Source organism: Kordia aestuariivivens, from assembly GCF_014397005.1.
GTDB classification, from domain to species: domain Bacteria; phylum Bacteroidota; class Bacteroidia; order Flavobacteriales; family Flavobacteriaceae; genus Kordia; species Kordia aestuariivivens.
The window spans coordinates 1-13,113 of the sequence record NZ_JACGWS010000002.1 but is presented as its reverse complement, the minus strand read 5'-3'; the positions used below and the strand labels follow the sequence as shown (position 1 = coordinate 13,113).

Annotated in this window: 8 protein-coding genes; all 8 read left to right on the top strand. The window is 35.5% G+C overall.

Annotated elements, in window-relative coordinates:
* The first annotated feature begins 127 nt into the window (after window positions 1–127).
* The 8 genes from H2O64_RS03280 to H2O64_RS03245 all read left to right on the top strand — a co-directional run bounded on the left by H2O64_RS03280 (window position 128) and on the right by H2O64_RS03245 (window position 12,954).
* Window positions 128–2,224: a T9SS type B sorting domain-containing protein gene (locus H2O64_RS03280; RefSeq protein WP_187560721.1), complete on the top strand. Its 2,097-nt coding sequence runs from the start codon at window positions 128–130 to the stop codon at window positions 2,222–2,224.
* Between the two features lie 204 nt (window positions 2,225–2,428).
* Window positions 2,429–7,252, top strand: a complete 4,824-nt coding sequence (locus H2O64_RS03275; protein ID WP_187560720.1) for a T9SS type B sorting domain-containing protein — start codon at window positions 2,429–2,431, stop codon at window positions 7,250–7,252.
* Window positions 7,253–7,258: 6 nt separating this feature from the next.
* On the top strand, window positions 7,259–7,807 hold the full coding sequence (locus tag H2O64_RS03270) for a hypothetical protein (RefSeq protein WP_187560719.1): 549 nt from the start codon (window positions 7,259–7,261) through the stop codon (window positions 7,805–7,807).
* 13 nt (window positions 7,808–7,820) lie between these two features.
* Window positions 7,821–8,432 (top strand): hypothetical protein, encoded by a 612-nt coding sequence (locus H2O64_RS03265; protein WP_187560718.1) that lies wholly within the window; start codon window positions 7,821–7,823, stop codon window positions 8,430–8,432.
* A gap of 399 nt (window positions 8,433–8,831) precedes the next feature.
* A complete protein-coding gene (uvrB, locus tag H2O64_RS03260; protein ID WP_187560717.1) occupies window positions 8,832–10,820 on the top strand; it encodes an excinuclease ABC subunit UvrB in 1,989 nt (662 codons plus the stop codon).
* A gap of 282 nt (window positions 10,821–11,102) precedes the next feature.
* Window positions 11,103–11,993, top strand: a complete 891-nt coding sequence (locus H2O64_RS03255; protein ID WP_187560716.1) for an ABC transporter permease — start codon at window positions 11,103–11,105, stop codon at window positions 11,991–11,993.
* On the top strand, window positions 11,987–12,667 hold the full coding sequence (locus H2O64_RS03250) for an ABC transporter ATP-binding protein (protein ID WP_187560715.1): 681 nt from the start codon (window positions 11,987–11,989) through the stop codon (window positions 12,665–12,667). Before H2O64_RS03255 ends, H2O64_RS03250 begins: the two co-directional genes overlap by 7 nt.
* Window positions 12,668–12,762: 95 nt before the next feature.
* A complete protein-coding gene (locus tag H2O64_RS03245) occupies window positions 12,763–12,954 on the top strand; it encodes a cold-shock protein (RefSeq protein WP_187560714.1) in 192 nt (63 codons plus the stop codon).
* Window positions 12,955–13,113: the final 159 nt, after the last annotated feature.

Genomic DNA, 13,113 nt, shown 5'->3' with positions numbered 1-13,113 from the left:
TATCTTTTCTAAATCGTTTTTTTAAGGAGTCCTCACTCCTATTTCTTCAAGATAAACTGTCAAAACTTCCTTGATCGTTTTTTTATGATGTGAGAATTTGTTACTTTCAAGAATTAATCAAATCTGTGTGGACAAACGAACGTATATCGCTATTTTACTTTCTTTAGGTTGTTTTTTAAACACATTTAAAGCGACTGCACAAGATATTACGTTGTTCCAACAATTCAACGGTCGGTACGATTACACAGCACTTGGAAACACACTCAATACGACTGAAAACGGTCCAGGTGGTATTTGCACAATCAATACATCTTCTAGCGCAAGCTTATTTTTAAATACAAATCAAACGATGGTGGCTGCTTATTTGTATTGGGCAGGATCAGATGATGGTGATTTTAATATTGAGTTAAACGGAATTCCTGTTTCAGCAGATCGAACTTTTAGTGATGCGTTGACAGGGAATCGAACGTTTTTTGCAGCATTTGCTGATGTAACAACGATTGTACAAGCTACAGGAAATGGTTTGTATACGGTAAGTGAATTTGATTTGACGTCTGTAATTACACCCTATTGTCCGACAGGCACCAACTTTGGCGGTTGGGCAATTACGGTTATTTATGAAGATCCTTCGCTTCCGCTGAATCAACTCAACGTGTATGATGGCTTGGAAAGTGTGCCTGATATGTTAGAAATTACACTGGAAAACCTCAGCGTTTTTGATAATATGGGCGCAAAAATTGGCTTTATTGCTTGGGAAGGCGATGCAGCGTTGAGCGTGAATGAATCGTTACGTATTAATGGGAATATTATAGAAAACCTTCCGCTGAATCCAGCAAACAATGCATTCAACGGCACGAATAGTTTTACAGGTGCTACCAATTTATATAATATGGATATTGATGTGTATAGCATTCAAAATTATATCGCCATTGGAGATACACAAGCCACGATTTCATTGACTTCTGGTCAAGATTTTGTGATGATTAATAACATAATTACCGTACTCAACAGTCAACTTCCTGATGCAACGGTTACAATTGATCAAGTTAATTCGGTGTGTGATTCCAGAGATTTAGACATTACATATACCATTTCAAACACTAATAGTACTGCTGCCCTACCTCAAAATACGCCGATTGCTTTTTATACAGATGGAATTTTGATTGCTACTGCTGCCACGCAAATAGCACTTCCAATTGGTGGAAGCATTCAGCAAAATATAACAGTTACAATTCCGGCAACAATTCCGAATACTTTCAACCTTACGATTGTAGTTGATGATGATGGAACTGGCACAGGAACTGTCGATGAAATCAACGAAGATAATAATGACGCATTGCAACTTATTACACTTCCAACTTCACCTGTGATTCCTGTATTACCAAATTTAGAATTGTGCGATAACGACGAGAATCTCATATTCGATTTAACAATACAAGAAGCTCTTTTCAGTGATCCATTTTTCACTTTTGCATACTACGAAACCTTTCTAGATGCTTCAAACAATACAGATGTCATTACAAATCCTACTTCATACAGCAATGCAAATTATCCAACAGAAATTTATATTAAAGTGACTAATAGTAGTACGTTATGTGATTCTATTGGAGATTTTAATTTGATCCTTTTGGAAAGTCCTGAAGCCAATGAACCTGATAATTTAATCGCTTGTAAACTGAATGATACAGAATTCGTGACTTTTGATTTGACTTTACACGAATCTACTATAAATTCAAGTCCAACGACTATAATTACCTATTACGAAACCGAAAATTCAGACGGAACGTTTCAAGATGAAATCACAACGCCAACTGCATACGATAATACTTCGAATCCGCAAACAATTTATGTTACGGTTGAAAATATAAATGGTTGCATAGCATCGACTTCTTTTGACTTGAGCGTGGATGATTGTGAAATTTATATTCCGAATGGTTTATCTCCAAACGGAGATGGTAAAAATGATGTTTTTAATATTTTAAATCTAGAAGCACATCCAAATCATAAAATTCATATTTACAACCGATATGGCACACTTATATTTGAAGGCAACAAAAACACTTCTCGTTGGAACGGATATGCAAATAGAGGCACGCCAAGAAATAAAAAAATGCCCGCAGGAACATATTTTTATGTATTGTACTTAAATGATGAAAATACCTTAGTAAGTCCTTTATTGCTTGAACAAACCTATACAGGTTGGGTATATTTACAGAATAATTAAATGAATTTTACCGTAATATAATTGATTTTCTGTATTTTAGAAACATTAAGTAGCTAATTATAAAACAAGTCGTTAGCAATAAAAATAGTTTCAGAAGCGTTAAATTATGTATATATTTGTCCATAATTGATTATGAAACAACAGGATGCTAGTTTGCCCAACTAAAATCGTGTCATAATAGCCGTACGACTTAACCCCATTCCTATGAAAAAAGTTTTTTTGATACTTTTTACGCTATGCGCTTACCAAATAGTTTCCGCACAGCAAGTAACAACGAACGAATCATTTACATTAGATCAACTTGTAGCGCAATTAGCCCAAGGATGTGTAGAAATTTCAAATGTGTCATCTTCCGTAAATGGAAATATTGACGGCTTTGCAAGTTTCGCCTATTTTGATCAGGCTGCCTCTGGGTTTCCTTTTGCAAATGGTTTGGTACTAACTTCCGGTCGTGCTTCTGATGCCGGAACACCTATAAATACTGCACCTTTAAACAGAGGAACAACAGCTTGGGGAACGGATCCAGATATTGAAATGGCTTTGGGCGTAAGTAATACGCTGAATGCAACTTCGATAGAATTCGATTTTATTGCTGCTACCAATCAAATCAGTTTTAATTACTTATTAGCTTCCGAAGAATACTTTGCAGATTTTCCATGTCGATTTTCAGATAGTTTTGCTTTTTTAATCAGAGAAGCAGGAAGTACTGCGCCTTATACGAATATTGCCGTGGTACCAGGAACAAACATTCCTGTAAGTACGAGTGTAATTCACGATGAAATTGTGGGCTTCTGCCCTGCTGAAAATGAACAATATTTTGAAGGATATAATTTAGGCGACACCAACTACAATGGACGAACTACAGTATTAACGGCAACAGCAAGTATCATTCCTAATCAACAATATCATATTAAATTAATAATTGCGGATGGAACGGATCAAAATGCAGATTCTGCTATTTTTATCCAAGGAAACAGTTTTAATGCTACGGTTGATTTAGGTCCAGATGTAGAAACTTGTGCAGACTCTTATTTACTAAACGCAGACATTCAAAATCCGTTAGCAACGTATGAATGGTTTAGAAACGGAGTAACCATTCCGGGAAGTAATGCAGATACACACGATGCTATCCTTACGGGAATATATAGAGTAGAAATTACAATTCCGATCGGCACAGGAACTTGTGTTATTGAAGATACTGTTGAAGTTACCTTAAACTCTGCACAATCTGCCGGACCAATAACCGACTTTGAACTCTGCGATGATATTTCTCAAGATGGAATAGAAAGTTTCAACTTGCCCATCAAACAAGGAGAAATATTAGGAACTGTTCCGCCTGCAAACTATACCATAACGTATCATCCAACACAAAATGATGCAAACGATAATACAAATGCATTTCCAAATACAATTCAAAATACAACATCACCACAAGAAGTTTTTGTACGTGTTTTAGATATTGACAATGGTTGCTTGGCGTTTACAAGTTTTAACTTGGTGGTAAATCCGTTACCAACGATTACAAATCCAACTCCTTTTGATATCTGTGACGACGACGGAGTTGCTTCTGTTGATTTAAGCGTTCGTACTGATGAAATTACAGCAATGAATCCCATTTTGGGAGTTACCTATCATTTTACACAAAGTGATGCTGATAATAATATCAATCCAATTATAAATAACTTTATAAATACAACACCAAATGATACCGTATTTGTTAGAGTTGTAAATACACAAACAGGATGTGAAATAACAACTACACTATTGGTAAATGTAAGCACAACGCCTGTATTAAATATACCAAACAGAAACTTAGTAGATGCGTGTGATCCAGATCATGATGGTTTTGCCACATTCGATTTAACAGACATTATCAATGAAATTACGATGGGATTGACGGGAGTTACTGTAACCGTTCATACCTCATCTGATGATGCAACAACTGGCGCAAATCCAATTCCAGATATCACAGCTTTCACAAACACTGATATCAATCAACAAACCTTATTTATTCGTGTACAAGATGATAATTCAGCTTGTTTTAGTTTGACACAATTTGTCGCACATAGTAATGCGCTATTAACAGCTACAAACATTAGAGATGTAAATCGTTGTGACGATCCAAGTAATGATGGCTTTTTTGATTTCAATTTTCAAACGATTTTTAATTCCATCCAAAACAATCTAACATATGTTAATATTGTCTTTTATCTAAATGAAAATGACAGAACCAATCAGGTAAATGCAATTGATATCACAACTCCTTTTACAAACACTTCCAATCCGCAAGAAATATTTATCACACTTACGGATGATGTGGGTTGTGAAGATCAAGACTCTTTTAACTTAGTGGTGAATCCGAATGTTATGGCACCAAATATAGGCACACTTACATATTGTGATTCGAATGATGATGAAATTGTAGGAATCGATCTAACTACATTTACACCAACAATTCAAGGAGCAAACACAACATACAATGTATTTTACTTTGCAACACTGTTAGATGCGAATTCATTTAGCAACTCGATTACTGATCCATATATCAATACTTCGGATCCGCAAGAAATATTTTTTAGATACAACAATCCAGCTACAGGTTGTACAGATATATCTTCATTTTTTATAGATATATTACCAGCACCAACGGTGACACAACCGTCTACAATTTTAATTTGTGATGATGATACTGACGGAATTGCGGATGTAGATGTAACGGTAAGTCAACCAGAAATCATTCCCGATTTAACCAACATAAGCATTAGTTATCATGCTTCTGCTGGAGGAGCATTTAGTAATACAGATATAATTCCCGATCCTACAGCATATAACACCGCTACGACAAGCGCGTTTGTACGTGTAGAAAATGCAACGACAAACTGTTTTACCGTAGTAGAATTACCAATTATTGTCAATATAATTCCAGCTGTAATTGCCACAGATATTTATCAATTGTGTGAAACAGATACAGATCAAACGGAAAACTTTATCATGCAAACCAGAGATGTTGAAATCTTAAATGGTCAAACGGACATGACAGTACTCTACTATCCTACTGCACAAGATGCATTGGATAAAACGAACGAAATTGACAAAACATTGCCGTTTGCGAATCAAACAAATCCGCAAACAATTCATGTTCGGATAGAAAATGATACTGATCCAGATTGTTTTGCTGTTTCTTCCTTTGTAATTCAAGTAAGTCCAGCACCACTTTACAATGAACCCACTGATATTTTTGTGTGTGATGATGTAACGAATGACGGAATTGACACCTTTGATATTACAGCTACCGAAGCTGAAATCCGTGCTGGAATACCGCAAAACTTAACAATCTCCTTTCACTTATCATTTGATGATGCGGATACAAATCTAAATCCGATCGGAACTACGTTTACGAACGTAACAAATCCTCAAGCAATATATGCGCGAATTTCAAATGATTCAAATTGTATTACGGTTGTTGACTTTGAAGTAAATGTAATTCAAGTTCCTGAATCAAATCCTGCGCCAGATGTCACGGTTTGTGATGTAGATTATGATGGACAAGTAGTGTTTGATTTGACAGAAGCTGAATTTGATATTTTAAATATCAGACAAGACAATGTGGTTATCTCCTATCATGAAACACAACAAGATGCGGATGATGGAACAAATACAATTCCCGATCCGACAAACTATACAAACACAAACAATCCGCAACCAATTTTTGTGCGTTTGTTCAATACAATCTCTGGTTGTTACGTAGTAATTCCGTTTACACTACACGTGAATTTACCGCCATTACTAAACAATGTCACACAAGCAACTTTCTGTGAAGCTGAACAACCTGGCACTGTAGATTTACGCCAAATAGATGACATTATCATTGATGATCCAACTGGAGTTTCATTGTTGTACTACAACTCTGCCGCAGATGCAGATGCAGACATCAATGCATTGCCAGATATTTACACATACATGACAAATCCTGAAACGATATTTATACGCGCAGAAAATGATGATACAGGTTGTTACATTGTTGCTAATATTGACATTAACATCAACCCGAATCCAATAGCAAATCCGGTAAGTGATATGGAAGCGTGTATCAGTGATAATTCCAATTCTACGCAAGTATTCAATCTATCACAACAAACGGCAACGGTATTAGGGACACAAAACCCTGCTTTATTTACGGTAAGTTATCACGTAAGTATTGAAGATGCAGAAAACGACGTAAGTCCATTGCCAACATCATACAGCGCGTTTGACGGGCAAATAATTCATGTACGTATAGAAAACAATACAACTGGTTGTTTTGCGACTACAGACTTTACAACGATTATATTTCCATTGCCAGAAATTGATTTGCCAGAAGATATTACATTATGTTTAAACGATCTTCCATTAACAGTTACGGCTGGTTCTGCAATAGGAAACAGCTATTTATGGTCAACAGGTGCAACAACGGCTTCCATTGACATTACTTCTATTGGAACGTATGATGTAACGGTTACAAGTGCATTTGGCTGTTCGCAAACAGATAGTTTCACCGTAAACGAATCAGAACTAGCAACCATCGTAGAAATAGATGTCGTGAACTTCTCTGATAACAATACCATTACGGTAACTGCGACTGGAAATGGCGATTACCTATACGCATTAGATGGCGGAACACCGCAAGTATCAAACATATTTGAATTTGTAGGCCCAGGATATCACACGGTAACTGTTTCGGATATAAATGGTTGTGGTGAAGTCAGCGCAGAAGCAGTTGTGGTCGATTACATTGGATTTGTAACACCTAATGGTGATGGATTCAATGACACTTGGCATATTATCGGAATTGAAACACTTCCAAACTCAATCGTATACATATTTGATCGGTATGGAAAACTAATAAAAACGTTACGCGCGGGCGATCGTGGTTGGGACGGAACGTACAGAGGTCGCAAATTACCTTCGAGTGATTATTGGTTCTTGGCAGAAATCAAAGATGGTCCGGATGCATTTGAATTAAAAGGTCACTTCACGCTAAAGCGATAAAAATTTATGGAAACCATTAAGATTGTTCTCTTTGTTTTAGGATTATTTTTTGGAATCGAAACAAGTACAGTAATTGCTGAGAAAACAATCGTAATCGTTTCACCGAAAACAAAAACAATTGTAATTCAGCATGAAAATCTATTGGCAATTTATCCAACAGAAAAAGACAGTCTGTCCATTGCCAAAGAATTCGCATCTATCTATACTAAAAAAGATAGTTGGAATACTCATCTTGATACTTTTACGGAAAAATATATTACATATAATGCAACCGAAAAAGGTGTGCTTTCTACTAAAATTACGCTGAAATACACCAAATTAGAAGACTTAAAAGTATTTGCAATTGATACGAATCCTGAAGGTAAATTTTCCATCATCAACATTCCACAATGGTATATAGCAACTGAAAATGGCAAACTAAATGGTAACTATTGGAATTTTGATGCTGATAAAAAATTCTCTTTCTCGCTGTCGCCTGTCAAAAATGTTCCTGAAACATATACGATACATAAAACGATGCTACACAAGGTTTGGCAAGAACTCACTAAAGAATAAAACCTACAAATTCATGCGAACTATTGAGGATTTAGAAGGCTTTGAAGTTGACAAAATTATAGAAGACATTGAAACTACTTATACCAAAGAACTGTTACAACCAATGGAAGCTGAATTCATCAAATTCTTTACAAAAGTTCAAAACTTTGAAGATGGCTACAGAACCCATAAAGCATCAAAAGAAATCAAGTTAATTTCCGTAATTTATGATGCAAATAGTAGACTCTCGTGGGTTTTTGCAATGTCATGTTTAGATTTCTACGAAGAAGATTATGACATGGCCAGACCAGAAATAAACATGGACATGTATGACGATTATGATGTCTATGAAATGTGTGTAAATACGCTAAAAAAACACAATATTGATGATGAAGAACTAGATGAATATGATATTTCAGCTATTTGGGAAACGCGCGCTGAATTAGATTTGGATTTTCTAATAGCGTGTTGGCAAAAAGCAAAAGCGATCACAAATTCTAAGCTATATGCTTTTTTAGAAGCTTCTGATAATTCTGGCGGAATCAGAGATTTGGACAACGGAAATTTCTTTTCTGACTTTAATGATTCCATTGAAAAATATCTAAAACGCAATGGCATTATGGTCAAAAAAGATGCAGGACTTTAAAAACTTCAACAACATGATGAAGATCGTTTCATTATTTTAGAAGGAATTGAAGCATCAAATGATCCAGATTTCATTCCGCTACTAAAAGAAAAAATTAAAGACGCTACTGATGATTCTTTCTGGACAGAACGCGCGGAAGATCTAATTCAAAGTTTACAAGAATTAAATTAAAACACATTTCTTCATACATAGATTTCCTCATTCCTTTTCATTATTTTTGCAAAACACCGCGTTAAGGATGAAGGCATTGTTGGAGCTCTTTTGCTAGAAGTCTGAGGAACTCGAAGACTGAAAGCAAAAAGCGACTGCCGCGAGCCTGACCGCAAATGTTCATTGAGATTTTCTCGAAAGGAACATTTGGGGTAACGCCCAAAAAATTATACAAAGCAAATACACTATATGAAGTTTAAATTAGTATCTGACTTCTCTCCTACGGGAGATCAACCGCAAGCCATTAAAGAGCTTATTGCAGGAATTGAATCTGAAGAACGTTACCAAACCTTGTTAGGAGTTACCGGATCTGGAAAAACATTTACGGTTGCCAATGTGATCGAAAAAGTGGAAAAACCTACCTTAGTTTTAGCACACAACAAAACGTTGGCAGCACAATTGTACTCTGAATTCAAGCAATTCTTCCCAGAAAATGCGGTAGAATATTTTGTATCCTATTATGATTATTACCAACCAGAAGCGTATATGCCGTCTTCTGGAACCTATATAGAAAAAGATTTATCCATCAACGAAGAAATTGAAAAGTTGCGACTCAGCACGACTTCTTCCCTACTTTCGGGGCGTCGCGATGTAATTGTTGTTGCGTCAGTTTCCTGCTTGTATGGAATTGGAAATCCGGTGGAATTTCAGAAAAATGTCATCACTTTAGAACGTGATCAAGTCATTTCGCGAACGAAACTATTACATCGTTTGGTGCAAAGTTTATACTCTAGAACCGAAGCCGATTTTTTACGCGGCTCGTTTCGCGTAAAAGGCGATGTAGTTGATGTTTTCCCTGGATATGCCGATTTTGCTTTTAGAATTCACTTCTTTGGCGATGAAATAGAAACAATAGAATCGTTTGATCCTGCTACAAATAATGTGCTTGAAAAATACGAAGAACTCACAATTTATCCTGCAAATATGTTTGTGACTTCGCAAGATGTATTACAAAACGCCATTCATCAAATTCAAGAAGACATGGTGAAACAAGTAGACTATTTTAGGGAAATCGGAAAACATCTAGAAGCAAAACGCTTGGAAGAACGCACCAATTTTGACTTAGAAATGATTCGTGAATTGGGCTATTGCTCTGGAATTGAAAACTATTCAAGATACTTAGATGGACGCGCGCCTGGAACACGTCCGTTCTGTCTCTTAGACTATTTTCCAGATGATTATTTAATGGTGGTCGATGAAAGTCACGTAACGGTTTCACAAGTGCATGCCATGTATGGCGGCGATAGAAGTAGAAAAGAAAACTTGGTAGAATACGGTTTCCGTTTGCCAGCAGCAATGGACAACAGGCCATTGAAATTTGAAGAATTTGAAGTCATTCAAAATCAAGTAATCTATGTCAGTGCAACGCCTGCGGATTATGAATTGCACAAAACTGATGGTGTCGTTGTAGAACAAGTCATTCGCCCAACAGGATTATTAGACCCGATTATTGAAGTGCGCCCAAGTTTAAATCAAATTGATGATTTAGTAGAACAAATTCATCTACGAACCGAAGCGGACGAACGTGTATTAGTAACAACCTTGACCAAACGAATGGCGGAAGAATTGACAAAATATCTTTCGCGAATTCAAATTCGATGTCGTTACATTCACAGTGATGTTGATACCTTGGAACGTGTGCAAATCATGCAAGATTTACGAAAAGGATTATTTGATGTATTGGTTGGTATTAACTTACTTCGTGAAGGATTGGATTTACCCGAAGTTTCGTTAGTTGCTATTTTAGATGCAGATAAAGAAGGTTTTTTACGCTCGGCGCGCGCACTAACACAAACCATTGGTAGAGCTGCGAGAAACGTAAATGGACGAGCGATTTTGTATGCGGATAAAATTACGAAAAGCATGCAAAAAACAATGGATGAAACTGCGTACAGACGCGAGAAACAAATTGAATACAATACAAAACATAATATTACGCCAACAGGATTGAACAAAGCATTGAGTTCTATTCTTGGAAAAGATGAAAGTTTAGCTTGGGAAGATGAAATCAAAGCGAAAGCTGCGGCGGAACCCGATTTGGAATACTTGACCAAAGCGCAACTTGAAAAGTTAATTCGCGAAAAGCGAAAAGCAATGGAAACGGCTGCGAAAGACTTGAATTTTATGGATGCTGCAAAATATCGTGATGAAATAAGAATGTTGCAAGAGAAATTATAAAAGCAAAAGATAAAAGAACGCTACGCTTCGACGAGCTCAGCGCAAGCGCTGTTAGATTATAGCATAAAGATTAAATCGTAACTAACTGAAAATAAATCTTATAATTATGCTACTTCTTTTTTGATTTAAAAAATATGCTAAACGCAATTCGTTAAGAATTCGCTAAAATTTAGCAATCGGGAACGGCTTCAGATTGAAAACTCAATTTTATATGTATCTTCGATTTTTCAGAAAAACCAAACCACGAAAGTGAACTTCTATTTTAGCTTACAATTCAAAAGAATGTATCGTCATATTGACGAATTTGGCGTAATTCCACTCATTGGATTCGCTATTTTGATTGCGCTCTATATATGGGTTTCTGAAGCTATTTTCAAAAATATGGAGCAAGCTTCGTATATCTATATGAGTATTGGTTTATTGCTGAGTTTGAAATTAGGCAGCGTAAAACGAAACATTTTTCTAAAAAAGTGTTTTCTCCCAGAAGCGTATTGGAAAGTCAGAATCCTAGAAAATACGCTCTTCGTACTTCCTTTTAGTAGTTTTCTGTGTTACAAACAAGCATTTATAGAAGCACTTATCATACATAGTTGCGCAATTGCCTTGTCATTTTTTAATACCATTGGAATGAGAAGCATCACGATTCCGACACCTTTCGGGAAAAAACCATTTGAGTTTGTCATCGGGTTTCGAAACACATTTTGGGTATTTCCACTACTATATACACTTACGTTTATTGCGATTTCAGTAAACAATTACAATCTAGGAATTTTCAGTCTCATTGGTGCTTTTGTATGTTGCATGTCGTATTATTCAAAACAAGAACCGTTATATTATATTTGGGTTCACAGCATGTCGCCTAAAGAATTTTTAAACCATAAAATAAAAACAGCGTTGCTATTTAGTAGCATCTTACTATTACCAATTGCAATTGGATTATCTTTCTTTTTTCCGCTTTCAACATTACAAATCACGGCACTATTTCTATTGCTCGGTTTTTGTTTTATTTGTGTGACAATTCTCGGAAAGTACAGCAACTATCCATCACAAGTTCCTATTGCGCAAGCATTCGCGATGCTGATTAGCATATTATTTCCGCCACTTTTACTCTTGATTATTCCGTTGTTTTATAAACGCGCTATTAAAAATCTTAATTCTATTTTGACATGTTAAGCATTACCAATCTTTCTAAATCATACCGGAAAAAGCAAATTTTGAGTGCCATTGAATTGCAATTCAATCCTGGGGAAATTCATGGAATTGTTGGCGAAAATGGTGCTGGGAAAACGACCTTATTCAAATGCATTGCTGGTTTAGAATCGCATGAAGGAAACATTCAATATACCAGTGTAAACATCAAAAACACAATTGGGTTCTTAGAAACGAATCCTGAATTTCTATCAAAAATTACTGGAAAAGAATATTTACAACTACTCTGCAATGCCCGAAATATAAAAGATGTGAATTTTGAAGCACAAAACATTTTTGAGTTGCCTCTGAAACAATATGCAGAAACATATTCTACAGGAATGAAAAAGAAGTTAGCCTTGACAGGTGTTTTGCTTCAAAATAATAATATTTTTATCTTAGACGAACCATTTAATGGTGTTGATATTCATAGCAATCTTATCATAAAAGAGCTTCTAAAATCGCTCAAAGAAAAAGGCAAAATAATAGTACTTTCATCACACATATTCTCCACATTAGAAGACACTTGCGATTATTTACACTATTTAAAAGACGAAAAAATAAAAAAAACAGTAAAAAAGGAAAATTTCTCAATTATCGAAAATCTCATGAAAGACGCGGGTTTCAAGGAAAAAATAAAGAATTTCAATATTAAATAATTGTAACTACCTCAAAAAAAATACATAATTAGTTGAACATTTGCATTTTGCTATTATCTTTGCATATATCAAAACAAATATTAAAATTTATTACAATGAGTAGAGGAACAGTAAAATTTTTCAACGACACTAAAGGATTTGGATTCATCGTTGAAGAAGACTCAAACAAAGAACATTTTGTACACATTTCTGGATTAATCGACGAAGTTCGTGAAGGAGATGAAGTTGAATTCGAACTTACAGAAGGTCGTAAAGGTCTTAATGCCGTGAACGTAAAAGTAATTTAATATATATATATTTTATTCTTTAATGAAGCAAGGAGGTCGTCTAAAAAGTAATTTTTAGGCGATTTTCTTTTTGGTCTAATTTTGTTTTGATCTCAAGCTTTGATTAATTGAGATTAAAAACGGTCACAATAAAAAAGCGAAGTTAGTTTACAGTGTTAA